At 66.5% G+C, this 17,907-nt stretch carries 15 protein-coding genes, 1 rRNA gene and 1 pseudogene; 11 read left to right on the forward strand and 6 right to left on the reverse strand.

The features are described 5' to 3' along the window. Positions 1-21: 21 nt before the first annotated feature. A pseudogene (locus KBY71_RS08335) lies at positions 22-1,203 on the forward strand (GNAT family N-acetyltransferase); the annotation flags it as partial. Further along, positions 1,204-1,587 carry a DUF4346 domain-containing protein gene (locus KBY71_RS08340; protein ID WP_254928478.1) on the forward strand — a complete coding sequence of 128 codons (384 nt, stop codon included), beginning with the start codon at positions 1,204-1,206 and terminating at the stop codon, positions 1,585-1,587. Positions 1,588-1,615: 28 nt separating this feature from the next. Here the strand turns inward: KBY71_RS08340 and KBY71_RS08345 are convergent, their stop codons facing one another. Further along, positions 1,616-3,223: a B12-binding domain-containing radical SAM protein gene (locus tag KBY71_RS08345; RefSeq protein WP_254928464.1), complete on the reverse strand. Its 1,608-nt coding sequence runs from the start codon at positions 3,221-3,223 to the stop codon at positions 1,616-1,618. 183 nt (positions 3,224-3,406) lie between these two features. Here KBY71_RS08345 and KBY71_RS08350 point away from each other — a divergent pair, with 183 nt between their 5' ends. After that, complete coding sequence (locus KBY71_RS08350; protein WP_094561510.1) at positions 3,407-3,499, forward strand: cytochrome B6; 93 nt, start codon at positions 3,407-3,409, stop codon at positions 3,497-3,499. Here the strand turns inward: KBY71_RS08350 and KBY71_RS08355 are convergent. Then, positions 3,486-4,709, reverse strand: coding sequence for an MFS transporter (locus KBY71_RS08355; protein ID WP_254928465.1), 1,224 nt, complete (start codon positions 4,707-4,709; stop codon positions 3,486-3,488). The genes KBY71_RS08350 and KBY71_RS08355 overlap by 14 nt on opposite strands. Next, positions 4,706-6,139: a 30S ribosomal protein S12 methylthiotransferase RimO gene (rimO, locus tag KBY71_RS08360; protein WP_254928466.1), complete on the reverse strand. Its 1,434-nt coding sequence runs from the start codon at positions 6,137-6,139 to the stop codon at positions 4,706-4,708. Before rimO ends, KBY71_RS08355 begins: the two co-directional genes overlap by 4 nt. A 56-nt stretch (positions 6,140-6,195) precedes the next feature. Between rimO and KBY71_RS08365 the strand changes: the two genes are divergently transcribed. Together KBY71_RS08365 and KBY71_RS08370 are read left to right on the forward strand one after the other, a co-directional pair. Then, the gene (locus KBY71_RS08365) at positions 6,196-6,690 is read left to right on the forward strand and encodes a hypothetical protein (protein WP_254928467.1); all 495 of its coding nucleotides are present in this window, start codon (positions 6,196-6,198) and stop codon (positions 6,688-6,690) included. A gap of 47 nt (positions 6,691-6,737) precedes the next feature. Further along, positions 6,738-7,664: a vitamin K epoxide reductase family protein gene (locus KBY71_RS08370; RefSeq protein ID WP_254928468.1), complete on the forward strand. Its 927-nt coding sequence runs from the start codon at positions 6,738-6,740 to the stop codon at positions 7,662-7,664. A gap of 9 nt (positions 7,665-7,673) precedes the next feature. Here the strand turns inward: KBY71_RS08370 and nadB are convergent, their stop codons facing one another. From nadB to KBY71_RS08385, 3 genes are all read right to left on the reverse strand, one after another. Then, positions 7,674-9,335, reverse strand: a complete 1,662-nt coding sequence (nadB, locus tag KBY71_RS08375; RefSeq protein ID WP_254928469.1) for an L-aspartate oxidase — start codon at positions 9,333-9,335, stop codon at positions 7,674-7,676. Between the two features lie 87 nt (positions 9,336-9,422). Further along, a complete protein-coding gene (gene psbU, locus KBY71_RS08380; RefSeq protein WP_254928470.1) occupies positions 9,423-9,800 on the reverse strand; it encodes a photosystem II complex extrinsic protein PsbU in 378 nt (125 codons plus the stop codon). Positions 9,801-9,928: 128 nt separating this feature from the next. Then, a complete protein-coding gene (locus tag KBY71_RS08385; protein ID WP_254928471.1) occupies positions 9,929-10,591 on the reverse strand; it encodes a DUF3120 domain-containing protein in 663 nt (220 codons plus the stop codon). Positions 10,592-10,782: 191 nt separating this feature from the next. Here KBY71_RS08385 and KBY71_RS08390 point away from each other — a divergent pair, with 191 nt between their 5' ends. The 6 genes from KBY71_RS08390 to KBY71_RS08415 all read left to right on the forward strand — a co-directional run. Further along, positions 10,783-11,664: an undecaprenyl-diphosphate phosphatase gene (locus tag KBY71_RS08390; protein WP_254928472.1), complete on the forward strand. Its 882-nt coding sequence runs from the start codon at positions 10,783-10,785 to the stop codon at positions 11,662-11,664. Positions 11,665-11,680: 16 nt separating this feature from the next. Beyond that, positions 11,681-13,075, forward strand: a complete 1,395-nt coding sequence (locus tag KBY71_RS08395) for a TIGR03279 family radical SAM protein (protein ID WP_254928473.1) — start codon at positions 11,681-11,683, stop codon at positions 13,073-13,075. A 78-nt stretch (positions 13,076-13,153) separates the two neighbouring features. Beyond that, positions 13,154-14,923, forward strand: a complete 1,770-nt coding sequence (locus tag KBY71_RS08400; RefSeq protein WP_254928474.1) for a TolC family protein — start codon at positions 13,154-13,156, stop codon at positions 14,921-14,923. Between the two features lie 4 nt (positions 14,924-14,927). Continuing rightward, a complete protein-coding gene (locus KBY71_RS08405) occupies positions 14,928-16,349 on the forward strand; it encodes a BCD family MFS transporter (RefSeq protein ID WP_254928475.1) in 1,422 nt (473 codons plus the stop codon). Next, a complete protein-coding gene (locus KBY71_RS08410; protein WP_396095148.1) occupies positions 16,346-17,155 on the forward strand; it encodes an inositol monophosphatase family protein in 810 nt (269 codons plus the stop codon). Before KBY71_RS08405 ends, KBY71_RS08410 begins: the two co-directional genes overlap by 4 nt. A 631-nt stretch (positions 17,156-17,786) precedes the next feature. Further along, positions 17,787-17,907: ribosomal RNA gene (locus KBY71_RS08415) — 16S ribosomal RNA — on the forward strand; the annotation flags it as partial.

Here is a 17,907-nt window from a genome sequence, read left to right on the forward strand (position 1 = left end):
TTGCCGGCCGTCGTGGCAGCCATGGCTGAGTTGCAGGCCCGCTGGCACCAGAGCCTCTCCGCCATCCCAGAGGACTGCTGGGATCGCCTGTTGACCGCCGCCCACCCCCAGGAGCTGCCCTTCTATCGCTGGCGCTGGCTGCACCAGCTCGAGGCCAGTGGCAGCATCGTGCCCCGGGAGGGCTGGCAGGGCTGTCACCTGGGCCTGTGGCGCGGGGAGCAGTTGGTGGCGGTGGCGCCGCTGTATCTCAAGGGTCACAGCTATGGCGAATTTGTCTTCGACCAGAGCTTTGCCCAGCTCGCCGGCCAACTCGGCCTGCGCTACTACCCGAAGCTGGTGGGGATGAGTCCGGTGAGCCCGGTTCAGGGCTACCGCTTTCTGATCGATCCCAGCGAAGACGCGGCGGCCTTCACGGTCCTGATGCTGGATCTGATCGATGACTTCTGCCGCCAGCACGGGATCCTCAGCTGCAACTTGCTCTACGTCGATCCCCAGTGGCAGCCCCTGGCCGAGGCGGCCGGTTGCGCGGCCTGGGTCAACCAGCAGAGCCTGTGGACCAATCCCGGCCATCGCGACTTTCAGGCCTATCTGGCCGGTTTCAATGCCAACCAACGCCGCAACATCAAGCGGGAGCGGCAGGCCGTGGCGGCTGCGGGTCTGGTGGTGACCCCGCTGGAGGGTGAAGCCATCCCGCCAGCACTGGTGGGGCGGATGCACGACTTCTATGCCCAGCACTGCAGCCGCTGGGGTGCCTGGGGCAGCAAATACCTCAGCGAGGCCTTCTTTGCCGCCCTCGCTACGGACCCGGACCTGCGGCGCCATCTGGTGCTCTTCAGTGCCCACCGCGGCGATCCGGCACAGCCGGTGGCCATGTCCCTGTGCGTGTCCGCCGGGGACCAGCTCTGGGGGCGTTACTGGGGCAGCGATGAGGAGATCGACTGCCTGCATTTTGAGGTGTGTTACTACGCGCCGATCGCCTGGGCCATTGAGCGGGGCATTCGCCACTTCGATCCCGGGGCAGGGGGGAGTCACAAGCGCCGCCGCGGGTTTGTGGCCCAGCCCCGCGTCAGCCTCCACCGCTGGAGCGATCCCCGCTTCGCTGGGATTCTGCGGGGTTGGTTGCCCGGCGCCAATGCGGAGATGGCCGAGCTGATGGCGGCCATGAATGCGGAGCTGCCCTTTACGGCTGCCTACGATCCCCCCATGCCTGATCTGCCTCCCACCCGCCAGGAGCTCGACAACCGTCTTTCCCAGCGGTTTATCGCCCTGGATCCCCTGGGCTATTTCCTGATTCGCCTCGACCGGGACACCCAGGAGTTGGTGGCTGAGCACTACGGCAATGGCATCGATGAGCGGGGCCTGGCCACCGATCCAGACACCGGAGAGGTATTGAGCTGCCGGGGCACTGGCCCGCGCGCGCCCATCGCCGTGTACCGGGCGCGATCGGCCAAGCAGCTGGGGATCGCTCTTACGGAGGGCCCTGGCCCCCACCCCCTCAGCCGACTCGACCACGCCCTCTATCTGGGCCGGGAACTCCAGCGCGCCGAGGCCTGCCTGGAGCAGGGCCTGGAGTACGTGCAGGACTGACAGCTCGGACGACCGACGCCGTCAGGGCTCAGACCGGCTGCAGTTCGCGGCTCGGTTCCGCCGGTGCCTTCGGGGGATCGGGCGGCAGGGTGGCCAGCTGTTCTTCGATCTCGCGGCGCACGATCGCGCGGTACTCGAGGAAATGCTCGTTGTGGGCCAGGATCGAGAGGAAGCCGGTGAAGCGCTTGGGGTTCTGGCGCGCCATGCCGTAGAGCGCCTTCCAGAACCGAACTCGGGTGTTCCGCTTGACACCCTGGCGCCAGAGAATGATCCCCAGGGCCCGTAGGTCTATCCAGCTCGGGGGCTTGGAGGGGCGGCTCCCCGGCACGATCAGTTCTTTGTATTTCTGGGGCGGTAGCTTCAGGAAGTAGGAATAGACCCGATCAATGAAGGCGTTGGGCTCATAGAGGGCACCAAAGGCGTCCACGTATTCATTGGCGATGTCGCGAATCGGCCGGGTGGGAACGAAATTCAGCAGGTTGGTCTGGTTGACACCTTTGGCGGCAGCCTTGCCTTCAATCAGCCGACCTTCCTTCTCGAGGCGATGCCAGAGGGCCGTGTTCGGCAGGGCTTGGAGCATGCCCATCATCGCGTGGGGGATACCCGTGCGGGTCACAAATTCGACGATGCGGCGGCCGGCACCATCTTTTTCGCCATCGAAACCGATGATGAATCCCGCCATCACCCGCAGGCCGTAGGAGGTGATCTTGTTGACCGAGTCCTCGAGGGAGCTGCGCGTGTTCTGAAGTTTGCCGGCGGTTTCGAGGCTCGATTCGTCGGGAGTCTCGATGCCGAGGAAGACGCTCTCAAAGCGGCATTCCACCATCATCTGCATCAGGTCATCATCGGCCGCCAGATCCACGGAGGCCTCGGTGGCGAAGCTGAAGGGGAACCCGTGGTCAATCTGCCATTGGCGCAGCAGGGGGAGCAGCAGCTTGACGTTGCGCTTGTTGCCGATGAAATTGTCGTCCACGAGGAAGACAGATCGACGCCAGCCCAGGTCGTAAAGGGTTTGGAGTTCGGCGATCAGCTGCTCTGGATTTTTGGTGCGGGGTTTCCGGCCATACAACACAATGATGTCGCAGAACTCGCACTGAAAGGGGCAGCCCCGGGAGAACTGCACGGACATCTCCGAATAGGCGTCCAGTTCGAGCAGGTCGAAGCGCGGTATGGGCGTGCCGGTCACATCCGGCTTGACCCCATCGGAGCTGAAGCGGCCGCTGGTGTCTCCCCGCTCCAAGGCCTCGATGAACATCGGCAGGGTGATTTCACCCTCATCGAGGATCTTGAAATCGGCCAGGTCGAGTTCCGGGGCATCCGGGGTCGAACTGGCAAAGGGCCCACCCACGGCCACGGGGATCCCCCGTTCCTTGGCCTTGGCGATCTGCACGGCCATGTCGGCCTTCTGCACGATCATTCCAGAGATCACCACCAGTTCAGCCCAGTCCCACTCGGCCGATGTCACCTCGCGGACGTTGCGATCCACCAGCTTCATGTCCCAGTGCTGGGGAAGCAGGGCGGCCACGGTCACCAGTCCCAGCGGTGGGAGCAGCACCTTGCGGTCGATCAGCTCAAGGATTTTTTCGTAGCTCCAGAAGGTTTTCGGGAACTCGGGGTAAACAAAGAGCGTGCGCATTCAGGGCAGCAGAGCTGGGGACAAAACTGGGCTGGGCCGGGGCTCTAGGCGCTAGGCACCTGGGCCAGGGCGCTGGGGCTGCGCTGGGAGGCGTTGTGAGTGATTAAAAGCCTAGGAGGTTTACGGAAATCCTGAAGCTCGCCCCCGTTCTGCTGTAATGGCCCCATCGTCTGCTGGGCAGCCATGGGAGTCGCGATCTATCTGGGCCTCGTTGGTGGCGGACTGGCTGTGGCCATCGCCGCATCCATCGTGCTGCGCGGCATCAAGCTGATCTGAGTTCCAGTCGCAACTGGTGGCGGCGTTGGAGCTCCAACAGCCCCAGAACCAGGCCCGTTCCGCCCAGCAGGGCCATCGTGGCTTGCAGTCCGATCATTAGACTTAGGGCGGCTGCCATCAGGCCACTGAGGCCACCGCCGCCCAGGAAGGCGATCTGCCCAAGGCCGGCCATCCGGCCCCGAATGGCCATGGGGGATCCCACCTGGCTGATCAGGTTGACGCCTGACAGAAGGCTGGCGGTTCCGGCGCCGATGGCAAAGGTGGCTGCTAGTCCCAACCCGCTGGTGGAGGGTTGGCTGAAGCGGGCCAGGCCCAGCTGGGCGAGGGCCGTGATCAGGGTGCAGCTGCCCAGCAGCAGGGCTGGTCTATGGCTCAGCCAGCGACTGTGGCGTTGCAGCACCAGCCCGCCGCTGATGCTGCCGGCCGCCAGCACGCTGGTGAACAGGCCCAGGGCCTGGGGCGATGGCCCCAAAAGATCCCGGGCCATCAGGGGGGCCAGACCCGGGTGGAAAAATCCCACCAGGCAGGCCACGGCCGTAAAACGCAGCACGTGGCGCAGCACCGGTCCACTGGATGTCCAGGCGGCCCTGAGACTGGCGGAGGCCCCAGGGGCACTGCGTTGTTCCCGGCTGCGGTCGGGGCTGAGCAGCCAGAGCACCGAGGCGATGGGCAGCAAAAAGGTGGCGGCATCGATCGCCAGGGCCGTGCCTGCTCCCGTCCAGGCCAGCAACCAGCCGCCGAGGGGTGGCCCCACCAGCTTGCCGACGTTGAACACCACCGAGAAGCTGGTGAGGTAGGGCGCCAGTTGCTCAGGGCTCTCCACGAGCAGGGCGCAGTACTTGTTGCGGGCCGAGAGTTCGTAGGCGCTGGCGATGCCCACCAGCAGGGTGCTCAACAACAGCAGGCTCACCTGCAGGCCCCCATCCGTCAGCGGGATCGCAATGGCCCCGAGCAGGCCGGCGCCGAACAGGCCCCACTGGGATCGGATCAGCACGCTCTCGCAGCCCAGCCTGTCGGTCATGACGCCGGCGGGACCACTGACCAGCAGGGTGGGCATGGCCAGCACAGCGAAATGCAGGGCCAGCAGCATGGGGTTGTTGCTGCCATCGATCAGGATCCAGCCCTTGGCGGTGAGGCCCGCGAACGACCCGGCCGTGCTCAGCCCTGAAGCCACCAGAAAGGTGGTGCGTTGGTGCTCCCGCCAGTTCAAGCTCCCGTCCGTCGGGATGCGAGCACGTCGTCCACCATGGCCCGGGCCCCCACCACTTCACCGACCAGGTCGTAGGTGTCGGCGGCGGTGAGGCGCACCGGCACCATCGTTCCCGGCGCGGCGCAGAGGCCCCCCTCACCGGGCATCACCCGCACCTCGCCATCCACTTCAGGGGCATAGCGGGCGCAGCGGCCCAGCATCTCGCCGGTGCTGGGGTTCTCCTGTTCGATCAGCACATCCACGATCCGGCCCACCCAGGCGCCATTGCGCTCGGCGGCGATCGGCTGCTGCAGGGCCATGAGGCGGTCTTTGCGCTCCTGGGCGATCGCGGCCGGCACGGGATCCGGCAGCGCGGCCGCCGGGGTGCCCTCCTCCGGCGAGAAGGTGAACACGCCCACGTGGTCGAAGCGCTGCTCGGCCACGAAGTCGAGCAGGTGCTGGAAGTGCTCCTCGGTTTCGCCGGGGAAGCCCACGATGAAGGTGGTGCGCAGCACCGCCTCGGGCAGTTGCTCACGGATGCGTTGCAGCAGGCCCGCGGTCACGTCCGCCTGCCAGGGACGATTCATGGCCCGCAGCACCTCCGGGTGGCTGTGTTGCAGGGGTAGATCCAGGTAAGGCAGCACATTGGGCACCTCCCGGTAGGCCGCCAGCACCTCGGGCGTCAGTCCGGTGGGATAGGCGTAGTGCACCCGGATCCAGGGGATCTCCACCTCTCCGAGGGCCCTTAGCAGCTGGGCCAGTTGGGGTTTGCCATAGAGATCCAGGCCGTAGTTGGTGGTGATCTGGCTGATCAGCACCAGCTCCTGCACCCCCTGGCCGGCCAACTGCTGGGCTTCCGCCACGATGCTCTCGATCGTCCGGGAGCGCTGATCCCCGCGCAGGTGGGGAATGATGCAGAAGGCGCAGCGGTAGTCGCAGCCCTCGGCCACCTTCAGATAGGCCACGGCCTCGGAGGTGGTGCGGTAGCGGGGAAGGTGCTCATCGGCCACGAAGGTGGGGATGGCGCTCACCTGGTTCACCCGCTCGCCGGCTTCCACCCGCTCCAGCACGCTGACGATGTGCTGGTAGTCGCCGGTGCCCACGATGGCCTTGGCCTCCGGCAGGGAGTCGAGCAGCTCCTCTTGGAAGTGCTGGGCCAGGCAGCCGGCAATGATCAATTCCTTGCCCTGTTCCGCCAGCTCCACCAGGGTGCGCACTGATTCCTCCCGCGCGTCCTGAATGAAGCTGCAGGTGTTGACCACCACCACGTTGGCCTCGCTCTCGTCGGCGCTCACGCCATAGCCGGCCTGGGCCAGCAGGCCGAGCATGTGCTCGGTGTCCACCCGATTCTTCTCGCAGCCCAGGTGGGCGAAGGCAACCGTTTTGCGTGGAGCAACCGGCTCGCCCGGTTCGGCGGCTCGGCTGGGTTGAGCGGCGTTTTCCCGGGTCACGGACTTGCCAGGGCAACAGTTCACCCTACGTTGCGTCTGGATGTTGGACGCTGTCGATGGTCCCGCTGCCGAGCTCACCCCAGCCCCTGCGCGGCCGGGCAGCCGCTGCCGGTCTTCAACTCTCTCCCCTCCTCACTCTCGCTGCGCTCCTCGTTTTTGCGGGCCTGGTCACGGCCTGCCGGCCCGGCGAGCCCACCCCCGCGATCAGCAACTCGCTCTGCTTCGAGCAGCGCAGTGGCGAGCCCGACAGCCCGAGCCTCGAGCAGTTGCGCCTCGATCGCGCCGGGGATCAGATCACGGGCTTCTACCGCTGGGTCCCCTGGCAGAAAGACCGCCGGATCGGCACGCTGGTGGGGCGCGTCTCCTCCCCGGGCACGGCGCAGCTGGACTACCGCTTCAGCCAGGAGGGCCAGCAGGCCAGCGCTCCGCTCACGATCGGGTTCGATGCGAACCGGGCGGTGATCCGCTGGGATCAACCGCAGCAGCCGATGCCGCCGGTGGAGCTGCCCGCCCGGGCCTGTGGGGAGCTGCAGCCGGTGCCGGGTTTGTGACCCATCCGGGGCACAGCTGCGAGAATCCACCCAGTGCAGCCGTTGCCGTGACCTCCACCCGCCTCAGCCAGCGACTCAGTTCGTCCCGGCGCCGCAGTGACCCAGCCCGTCGCTGGGCCCGGGTGGCCATGGCCGTGCTCGCCACGGTTGGCTTCATCGACACCGGCGCCATCACCCTGAAGCGTTGGGGCCTGCTGGGTCCCTTGAGCTGCCCTGGCGGTGCCGAGGGCTGCGACAAGGTGCTCAACAGTGCCTGGGGCAGTCTGTTCGGCCAGCCCCTGTCGCTCTTTGGCTGGATGGCCTACGCGGCGGTGTTGGTGCTGGCGGTGCTGCCGCTGGTGTTGCGGGGGGATTCGCGCGCCGCCCTGGCCCAGCGCAGCTGGTGGGGCCTGCTGCTGCTCAGCACCGGTATGGCGGTGTTCAGCCTCCTGTTGATGGGGCTGATGGTCGTGAAGATCCAGGCGTTCTGCTTCTTCTGTGTGCTCTCCGCATCCTTGAGTCTGGGACTGTTCGTGCTCAGCCTGGTGGGCGGCGAGTGGGACGACCGGGGCCAGGTGCTGTTCCGCGCCGTGATCGTCGCCCTGGTGGTGGCGATGCTCGGCCTGGGCTGGGCGGCATCCGTGGATCGCCCCGTGGCGGCGTCCGGTAAGGGCGTGCCCCCCGCCGTTGTCGCCACCAGCAGTCCGCAGGCGGTGGCTCTGGCTGACCATCTCACCCGCAGTGGAGCGGTGATGTACACGGCCTATTGGTGTCCCCACTGCCATGAGCAGAAGGAGCTGTTCGGCAAGGCAGCCACTGCGCAACTCACCCTGGTGGAATGCGCTGCCGATGGGCGCAACAGCCAGAAAGCTCTCTGTGACTCCAAGAAGATCGAGGGTTTCCCCACCTGGGAGATCAATGGGACATTGGATTCCGGGGTGAAATCCCTGGATCAACTGGCCCAGCTCTCTGGCTACACGGGCCCCCTGCGCTAACCCCGGCCCTCAGACGAGCACCCTGGCGGTGGAGAGGGGGAGATCCCGCCGTTGATCGGTGTGACGTTGCCAGAACGGCTGGGCCGCAGGAGCGTCCGTGCGGTGATGGCCGCCGCGGCTCTCCTGGCGGAACAGGGCTGCTTCCATCAGCAGGCTGGCTAGCACCAGGCGCTGGTGCCACTCCTGCAGCCGTTTGAGCGCAGGCACCGCGGCGGCGGGTAGGGGGAGCGCAGGCCCTGGTTTCAGGGCCTGGAGTTGTCGCCATGCGGGGCTGGTTTCCAGCTCCTGGCGCTGGCGCCGCACCTGCTGGAGGGCCGGTGCCAGGGCGTGGGGGCTGCGTTCCACCCCCGCCACTTGCCAGCAGAGCTCGCGCAGCGCACTGATCTTGGTGTCCAGGCAGGCCAGGCTTGGCAGATCCAGGTGGTCGAGCACCGGGGCTGGGGGCGTCGGGCCGGGCAGGCCTGGTGCTGCCCCCGCGCTGAGGCGGATTTCCCGGAGCTGGCGCGCAAACACCAGGCACTCCATCAGGGAATTGCTGGCCAGCCGGTTCGCTCCATGGACACCGGTGCAGGCCACCTCGCCCACGGCATAGAGGCCCGGCAAGCTGGTGGCCGCATCCAGATCGGTCCACACGCCGCCCATCCAGTAGTGGGCCGCGGGGGCCACCGGGATGGGGGTGCTGGTGGGGTCCAGGCCCAGGTCGCGGCAACGGCCCAGGATGGTTGGGAATTGCTGTTCCAGGCGGGCCACGCCGACGGGGCGCAGATCCAACCAGAGATGGTCAACGCCGAGGCTGCCCATCCGGCGGGCCAGGGCACGGCTGACGGCATCCCGGGGGGCCAGATCGCCTCCAGGCAGGCCGGCTACCGGGCTGGCCCCGTCTTCTTCCACCAGCCGGGCCCCTTCGCCGCGCACCGCCTCGGAAATCAGGAAATGGGGGGCCCCCGGCAGCATCAGGGCCGTGGGATGGAACTGCACGAATTCCAGATCCCGCACCACCGCTCCGGCTTGCCAGGCCATCACCACCCCATCACCGCTGGCCAGGTTGGGATTGGTGGTGTGGGCAAACAGGTGGCCGCCGCCCCCGGTGGCCAGCACCACGGCCCGGGCCCCCAGCCAGTGGATCTGGTCGCCGTCGAGCACCTGCAGCCCGACGCAGCGGCCATGCTCCACCCAGAGCTGAAGGGCGAGAACCCCCTTGCGCTGCTCCAGCTGGGGCCGCCGCTGCACCTCCCGTTCGAGGGCATCCACGAGGGCCCCACCGGTGCGGTCCTGGGCATGGAGCACCCGTCGATGGCTGTGGGCGGCTTCCAGGGTGGTGCTCAGACCGTCTCCATCCCGGTCAAAGGCCATGCCCAGCTGGAGCAGGCGCTCCACGCACGCCGGGGCCTCATGCACCAGCCGCTCCACGGCCGCCCGGTCGCAGAGTCCAGCGCCGGCCCGCAGGGTATCGATGACGTGGCTGGTGAAGCTGTCGTTGGGACGGGTGACCGCCGCGATGCCCCCCTGGGCCCAGCGACTGGCGGATCGGGGATTGGTGCGGGCGTCGCCGGGCGGATCCTGGTCCTTGCTGAGCAGCAGCACCCGCAGATGTTGGGGCAGTTCGAGGCAGGCCATCAGGCCCGCAGCTCCGCTACCGACCACCACCACATCCCAGGACTGCTCTGCCATGGCGGCTGAAGGCATCCGGCAAGGGCCGGCACGAAAAAAGCCGCCGGAAGGCCCCGACGGCTTTCAAGGTGAACGGAACTTTAAGGGTCAGCGGTACTGGCCGTCGTTGATGCGGTCGTCGCCTTCGTTGAGGGCGATGGAGGCCGCCGTGACGGTGAAGTTGTCCTTGTACTTGTTGAACAGCTCCTGCTGGCGCTCGGTGAGATCGAGCTTCAGCACATCATCAACGCTGTTGTAGGGGCCCCCCAGCACGATCTTGCCGGCGAGGGTTGGATACATGCCTGGGTAAGCCTGAAACCGGCGGACGGAGCAGTTGTTGAGATCCACCTTGCCGGCCCGTTCGGCGATTTTGTCGTCGGCCTGATTGCGCAGGTCTGCGGCCTGGGCGGCCGGGGGGATCAACAGTGTGACCAGGAGGCCGGCCAGCACCACCCCACTCATCAGCCAGGCAACCAGCCGTTTCATCACGACACTCCGTTGAACTACGGGACGGGAGGCGGCCGGGGGCCACCGGAAGCCCAACGTTACAGAGGAGAGATGGAATCCCTTCGTTCAGTTCCGGAGCCTTTTGCAGATCTTCAGATGGAACGGCGTTAAATCAAGCCACTCAGCCCTGGTGCCAGCAGGGCTGCCAGGAGGAAGAGGGCATCCACCGCCAGGGTTGTGGCCAGGGCTGCACTGGTGACGCGGCCAACCTCGCCCCGTTGCCAAAGCCAGCGGCAGGCTTGAAGCAGCACTACGGCACAGCCGCTCACCAGGAGCAGGGGGAGCGGTGAGAGCACCTGCAGGGCCGCGGTTTGGAGGAGCAGCGGTGCGTCCGCAGGGCTGGCACTGAGCACTTGGGGCCAATAGGCCATCACGCCGCTGACGGCCATGGCGGCGTCGGTGGCGGCGGTGCCCAACAGGGATCCCAGGTAAAAGCCGCAGGCCAGTTTCCAAGGACCGCGCAGGCCGGTGAGGGCCAACGGCAGTGCGAAGGCCTCGATGGGTAGGTGCCAAAGCGGATGCAGCCGGCACCAGCCCCAGAAGAGGCAGCCAGCCAGCCAGCTGCCGCTGAAACCCACCAGCAGTTGGCCAGCCCGGCTGAGCCTGGGATTGGCCTGCTGGCTCAACAGCAGGGCCAGCGCCAGCAGCGGGGCGGTGAACACGGCGGCGCTGAAGGGGGCGAGCCGAACCCAGGGGGCCTGCAGGAACACCGGCAACGTCACCAGCAGCCCGCTGATCAGGCTGAGTCCGGAGGTCTTGAGGTTGGCCAAGCGTGGCCAGCTCGGCTGCTCAGGCACCGCCCTGAGGCCAGCTACGGCCCCAACGCTGGCCGTCAGTGGGGCCGGGAGAAGTGCGCTGGGACGGGCCCCGACCACCAAGGGATGTGAAGAAAGTTGTCCAACCTTAAGGGGTCGAACGGGGGAGTCCGGCCATAGGGTCGCCCCAATCTGTGTGCGTCGTGATGTCCCTTTTTGCCGCCGTGCCGGTTCTGCCCGCTGCGGAGGTGGGCTTTTGGGAAGCCTGTTTTCGCTCCCTGGTGCTGGGAGTGGTGCAGGGATTGACCGAGTTCCTGCCCATCAGCAGCACGGCCCACCTCAAGGTGGTGCCGGTTCTGTTGGGGTGGGGAGATCCCGGTGTGGCCGTGACGGCCGTGATCCAGCTGGGCAGCATCGCCGCAGTGCTGGCCTATTTCCGTGCGGACCTAGCCGAGGTGCTGCGGGGGGTCGCGCGGGCCTTTCGCCATGGGCAGTGGAACGACCCCTCGGCCCGCATGGGGGTCGCCATCGCCCTGGGCACCGTGCCGATCGTGTTGGCGGGTCTGGCCCTGAAGCTGTGGGTGCCGGGCTACGACAACTCGCCGCTGCGCAGCATGGCTTCGATCGCGGTGGTCTCGATTGGCATGGCCCTGTTGCTGGCTTGGGCCGAACTGGTGGGCAGCCGCCGGCGGGATCTGGAGGACGTGCAGCCGCGAGACGGCCTCTGGGTTGGCCTGGCCCAGGCCCTCGCCCTGGTGCCGGGAGTCTCCCGCTCCGGCAGCACCCTCACCGCGGCCCTGTTTGACAGCTGGCAGCGGCCAGCGGCGGCCCGGTTTTCGTTTCTGTTGGGCATTCCGGCTATCACCCTGGCCGGTTTGGTGTCGCTGAAGGAGGCCTTCTCTGCTCCCGCCGGTGGGGGGCCATTGCCCCTGCTGGTGGGCATCGTTGCTGCGGCCGTTGTGTCTTGGCTGGCGATTGCCTGGTTGCTGCGTTTTCTGCAGCACAACAGCACCTGGGTGTTTGTGGTGTATCGCCTCCTCTTCGGGGTCGGCATCCTGGTGTGGCTGGGCGCCAAAGTAGGGGCCTAGCCAAGGCCCTGACGCCGTGTGGAATGAGCCCTCTGCGGGCATTGCCCTTGCCGCCCTCGAGGGGGACGCCCCCAGGCTGCCTTCGCCTGCGGTGGTGGCTTCGGTGGAGCCCGGTTCGATCGGCGAGGAACTCGGTTTCCAGCCCGGCGATCGCCTGCTCAGCATCAACGGCAAACGCCCGCGGGATCTGATCGATCTGCAGGTCCTGGTGGGCGAGGAGGAGCTCGTGCTCGAGGTGGAGGACCCGGATGGCACCCGTCACACCGTGGAACTCGAGAAGGATCTCGATGAGGGCCTCGGCCTGGGGTTCACCGAAGCCCTCTTTGATGGGCTCAAGCAGTGCAACAACGCCTGCCCCTTCTGTTTCATCGACCAGCAGCCGCCGGGCCGGCGCAGCAGCCTCTATCTCAAGGACGACGACTTCCGGCTCAGTTTTCTATACGGCTCTTACCTCACCCTCACCAATCTCACCGCCGCCGATTGGCAGCGCATCGAGGAGCAGCGGCTCTCCCCCCTGTTCGTCTCGGTGCATGCCACCGAGCCGGAGCTGCGACGCCGCCTGCTGGTGAATCCCCGGGCGGGTCTGGTGCTGGAGCAGCTGGCCTGGTTTGCCCAGCGGAATCTCCAGATTCACGCGCAAGTGGTGGTTTGCCCCGGGGTCAATGATGGAGCTGCCCTCACGCGCACCCTGGAGGACCTGGCGGGCTTTGCCGGTGGCGACTGGCCAGCGGTGCTGTCTGCGGCGGTGGTGCCTGTGGGGCTCACCCGGTTCCGTCCAGCTGGCGATGCCCTGGTTCCTGTCGATCGGGACGCGGCGCGCCAGGTTATTGCCCGGGTGGAGCCGCTCCAGCAGCACTTTCAGCGGCGTCTGGGCAGCCGTTTTGCCTGGCTTTCGGATGAGTGGTACCTGATCGCGGGCCTGCCCTTGCCCCCCCGGGACGCCTACGAGGATCTGCCCCAGCAGGAGAATGGCGTCGGCAGCATCCGGGCTTTCCTGGAGGCGCTCGATCAGGCCACCCAGGATTTGCCCGCTGCCCTGCCCCAGCCCCGGCGCCTCAGTTGGGTGGTGGGCCGCCTTGTGGCCGAAGCGCTCGAGCCGGTGGTCGCCCGCCTGAATGCGGTGGAGGGGCTGGAGTTGCTGCTCTACGGCCTGCCCAGCCCGTATTGGGGCCAGGACCAGGTGGTGACGGGGCTGTTGACGGGATCCGATCTGTTGAGCGGCCTGGCAGGCCGGGATCTGGGCGAGGCGCTGCTTCTGCCAGCCGTGATGCTGCGCCAGGGCGAGCCCGTCTTCCTCGACGATCTCAGCCTGGCTGAACTGGAGCGGCAATGGCCTGTGCCGGTGCGCCTGCTCCATGGTGCAGACGATCTTGTGGCCTCTTGTTTAGGCGTTCCTTGTCAATCTCCGTAAGATTCGCGCGATAGCACTGTTCCTGGCGTGTCTCAATTCCACCTGCGTATAGCTCTCCTCGGCCTGCTGGGGGCGCCGATGGTTGCGCTTGCCGCCGAGGCCCAGGAGCCGTCTGCCCCTGCGGCCACTGCGTCCCAGCCCGTGGCCTCCCAGGCCGATGCCGGCCTGCCGATGCCCCCGCCTCTGCCGCTGGCCCCGGAAACCCTCCGCAGTGTCACCACCACCGGCCCGGCCGAGGTGGTCGATCTCCAATTGCAGGACGCCAGCAAGCCCCGCCAACCAGTGCCCGTCGGTGCAGTCACCGAGCGCACCACCACCACCACCACCAAGCAGCGGGGGTACCGCCCCCGGTTGAACCCAACCCTGGTCACCCCCGCCGCCACCAAGCTCGCCCCTGGCCTGGAGAACCTGCCGGCCCCAGCGTCCCTGGCCCTGCCGGTGAGCACCGATCAGGTCCGCATCAAGGAATTGCGGCCCCTCAGCCTGGTGGATGTGGAGAACCTCGCCGAGGTCAACAACCCAAACCTCAAGGCGATCGCCAGCCAGGTGGACCAGGCCCAGAGCAACCTGCGGGCCCAGATTTCCCAGTGGTATCCGAACCTCAACCTCGAGGCTTCCTCCCTGCCCACCTTCACGACGGGTCAGGCCAGATCCAAGAATGCCGCAGGGATCAGCACGGAGGCCGCCACCGATCGCTGGGATTTGGGTGCGGCCATCACAGCCCAGTGGTCGTTGATCAACCCCCAGCGGGTGCCCACCATTGCGGCGGCCCGCGACCAGTTTGAGAAGGCCAAATACCAGTACGTCATCTCCCTGCGGGATCTGCGCCTCCAGGCAGCAACGGCCTATTTCGATCTCCAGCAGGCGGACGACCAGGTGCGCATCGGCCAGGAGTCGGTGCGGGCCTCGATCGTGAGCCTGCGGGATTCCAAGGCCCGCTTCCAGGCCGGTGTGGCCACCAAGCTGGAGGTGCTCGAGGCGGAAACCCAGCTCTCCCGCGATCAGCAGCTGCTCACCACCTCCCTGGCGGAGCAGGCGATTGCCCGCCGTTCCCTGGCGGCCCTGTTGGACCTGCCCCAGAACGTCACCCCCACAGCCAAGGACCCCTCCCGGGTGGTCGGGGTTTGGCAGCCGTCGCTGCAGGAGAGCATCATCGCCGCCTACACCTTCCGCGAGGAGCTGGATCAGGCTCTGCTGGATATTTCCATCGCCAACAGCCAGGCCAACGCAGCCCTGGGGCAGGTGCAGCCGTTCCTCAACATCTTTGCCGGCTTCTCCGGCAACGTGTTTGACGGCCAAGACCCGATCATCGTGGCCCAGCCCGGCGTCGATGGCACCAACTACGACACGGCCCTCGGCGTCAATCTCAGCTGGCGGATCTTCGATGGCGGTGCGGCGGCAGCCCAGTCCCGTCAGAACAAGCAGCTCGCCCAGGAGAACAGCTTCCGCTTTGCCCAGCGCCGCGACGGCATCCGCCAGGAGGTGGAAACCAGCTTCTACGAGCTCGAGAAGAACAACCGCAACATCGTCACCACCTCCCGCGAAGTGATCTCGGCGCGGGAGTCGTTGCGGCTCGCCCGCCTGAGGTTCCAGGCCGGCGTCACCACCCAACGGGAGGTGGTTGACAACCAGCGCGACCTCACCCAGGCCGAGGTGCGCTACTCCAACTCCATCACCGACTACAACAAGCGTCTGGCCGAGCTGCGTCGCCGCACCGGCCTCGACCAGGTGGCCGGCTGCACGCCTCTGGCGCTGCCGGCGGTCAAACCAGCGGGTGCTTCAGACGTGCCCGTAGAGCCCACTCCCCTGATCCCGGCCTGCCAGGCCGCATCCCAGGGGGCCATCTGATTCGGTGACTGGGGCCCCAGCGGCCCAGGGCCGCTCCCTGGGCCTGGTCAACACCATCCGGCTGGGGCTGTTTCAGGGTTGCCTGGGCTGTCTGGCGGTGATCTTCGCCGGCTTGCTCAACCGCATCATGCTGAGCGAGCTCGCGTTCCCGGGATTGCTGGTGGGCGGGGCCCTGGCCTTTGAACAGTTCGTCGCCCCCTCGCGGGTGCTGTTTGGTCAGCTGTCCGATGCCCGTCCCTGGGCCGGTCGCCACCGCATTCCCTACATCTGGTTGGGCACGGCCCTGTTCTGTGGCCTGGCGGTGCTGTCCATCCCCCTGATCTTCCATGTGGGGCGGCTGCTGGAGGAGGCGTCTCAACCGGAGCTGGCCTTCGGGATTGCGGCCTTGTGTGGACTGTTCGCGCTCTATGGCCTGGCCATTTCCCTGGCCACCACCCCCTATCTGGCCCTGGTGATCGACCGCACCAGCGAGGCCGAGCGCCCCCGGGCTGTGGGCCTGATCTGGTGCTTGCTCACGGTGGGAATCGTGATCGGAGCCATCGCCATCAGTCTCAGCCTGCGCCGACTCGATGGCATCACCGATCCGTCCCTGCTGGAGCCCGTCTTGCTGGGCTTCATGGCCCGGGTCGCGTTGGTGGTGCTGGGCCTCACGGTCATCGCCACCTGGGGCCTTGAACCCCGCGCCACAGCGGTGGGCTCCACCGGGTCAGGCCCTGAACGCCGGGATGACGCCATCACCCTGGCCCAGGCCTGGACCCTGATCACCTCCAGCCGTCAGGTGCTGGTCTTTTTCTCCTTTCTGGTGCTGTTCACCCTGGGCCTGTTTCTCCAAGACCCCGTTCTGGAAAGCTACGCCGCCGACGTCTTCGGCATGCCCATTGCAGCCACCGCCTCCCTTAATGCCCTCTGGGGGATGGGCACCCTGGCCGGTCTGCTGCTGGCGGGCTTTTGGATCGTGCCCCGGCTCGGCAAGCTGGCCACGGCCCGGTTGGGTTGTCAGTTGATTCTGGCCAGCCTGGTGCTGCTGGCCCTGGCCGGTCTGGTGGCGCGGGTTCCCGTGCTCCAGGTGGTGATGGTGCTGTTCGGTCTGGCGGCGGGGATCGGCACCAACAGTGCCCTGGTGCTGATGCTCGACCTCACCCTGCCGGAGGCGGCTGGCACCTTTGTCGGGGTGTGGGGCCTGGCCCAGGCCCTCTCCCGTGCCCTGGGCAAGTTGACGGGTGGCGGATTGTTGGATCTGGGCAGGGGGCTCCAGCAGATGTTCGATCTCGGGGCCTCGCCCTATCCCCCCTATGCCCTGGTGTTCCTGGTGGAAGCGGGGGTGGCGTTTGCGGCCCTGGTGTTGCTGAGTCGCCTCAACCTGCGCCAGTTCAGGGAGGATACGGGGAGGAGTCTCAGCAAGGTGCTGGCCCTCGAGCTCGGATGAACCCTGAACCCCTGAACCCTTTGGCCCCGGCCCTCGCCCCCGGACTGGTTGCCCTGATTGATCAGGTGGCCGAACGGCAACGGGCTGATTTCGGCCACATGGCCTCCGATCTCAAGGCCGACGGCAGCTTGATCACCGCCTGTGATCGCTGGAGTGACGCCACCCTGGTGGAGGGCCTGGCCCGCTGCTTTCCGGGAGAGGGGGTGCTGAGCGAGGAAGGGGACAAGACCGTGCCCGGATCGGATGCCTACTGGGTGGTCGACCCCCTGGATGGCACCACCAATTTCGCCGCGGGGATCCCTTACTGGGCCATCTCTCTGGCGCGTTTTGAGGGCGGTCGCCCCGTGCTGGCGGTGCTGGACGTGCCCCCATTGCGGCAGCGCATCGTGGCGATCCGGGGCCAGGGAGCCTGGCGCAATGGCCGGCTGCTGCAGCCCCCTTCTCTGCAAACCCATCCAGCGGGCTGTGCCTCCCTGTGCAGCCGCTCGATTGGGGTGCTGCAGAAGCTGCCCAACCAACGGTTCCCTGGAAAAATCCGGCTGTTGGGGGTGGCCAGCCTCAATCTGGTGAGTGTGGCCATGGGGCAGACCGTGTCGGCGCTGGAAGCCACACCGAAGATCTGGGACCTGGCGGCGGCCTGGCTGGTGCTCTCGGAGCTCAACTGCCCCACCCGGTGGTTGGTGCGCTCGCCGGAGGGGATCTCCGGCGGGGTCGATCTCTCTGCCGCTGATTTCCCAGTGCTGGCGGCCGATCGGCCCGAGACTCTGGCGCGCTTCATGCCGTGGGCCGAGGCGCTGATTGCCTGATCCTTGCCTTCAGGGCAACCGAGGTGTTATGTTTTTGGACTGCGCGCGGAAGGGAGACCTGAGCGAGCAGGCTTACGACAGAAGGAGGCGCGAGCCGACGGTGTTGTAAGTTTTCTGAGTCGCCGGAAGGCGGCGTTTCGCCGAGAGCCTCCGAGAGGGGGAGGGAAGCGGAAGCACCTGGACAACCGAAAAGTTTAGGAACTGACGCTTTCACTGCGTCACAGGAGCAGGGAGCCTGCACCGCCTGAGAGGGAGGGTGTTGGAGCTTGCTTTAAAGCCGAGAGGCCGGTTAGCCGGTTGATTGGTGTGTGGCCGAGATAGCAGTGAAGGTGTGAGGTCCCGTCAAAAGAAACAAAGCGTGACGCGCCTGTTGGTTGGCTTGTGTTTCCTTCTCACGAGGGAACAGGAGCTGGTGTGCCGATGGGAGAGGCGAGCGCGACCGGATCTGAGATTCGGGAAAGTCAAGAGGAAAGAAATTTCTGAATGCACTCTTTGAAACCTTCTGTCAGAGGAAGGGGCTCCAACTGCAAGGCCTACGCCAGTGGGTGCTTGGAGGTGGTTAGCAATTCAGGTTGAGATTTAGAGTTTGGAAGCGAAAGTTTTCAGGGTTTAGGTTAAGAGGACTTGAACTACAACGGAGAGTTTGATCCTGGCTCAGGATGAACGCTGGCGGCGTGCTTAACACATGCAAGTCGAACGAACCTTCGGGTTAGTGGCGGACGGGTGAGTAACGCGTGAGAATCTGCCCTCAG

It is taken from the genome of Cyanobium sp. T1B-Tous (assembly GCF_024345475.1).
Classification (GTDB): domain Bacteria; phylum Cyanobacteriota; class Cyanobacteriia; order PCC-6307; family Cyanobiaceae; genus Cyanobium_A.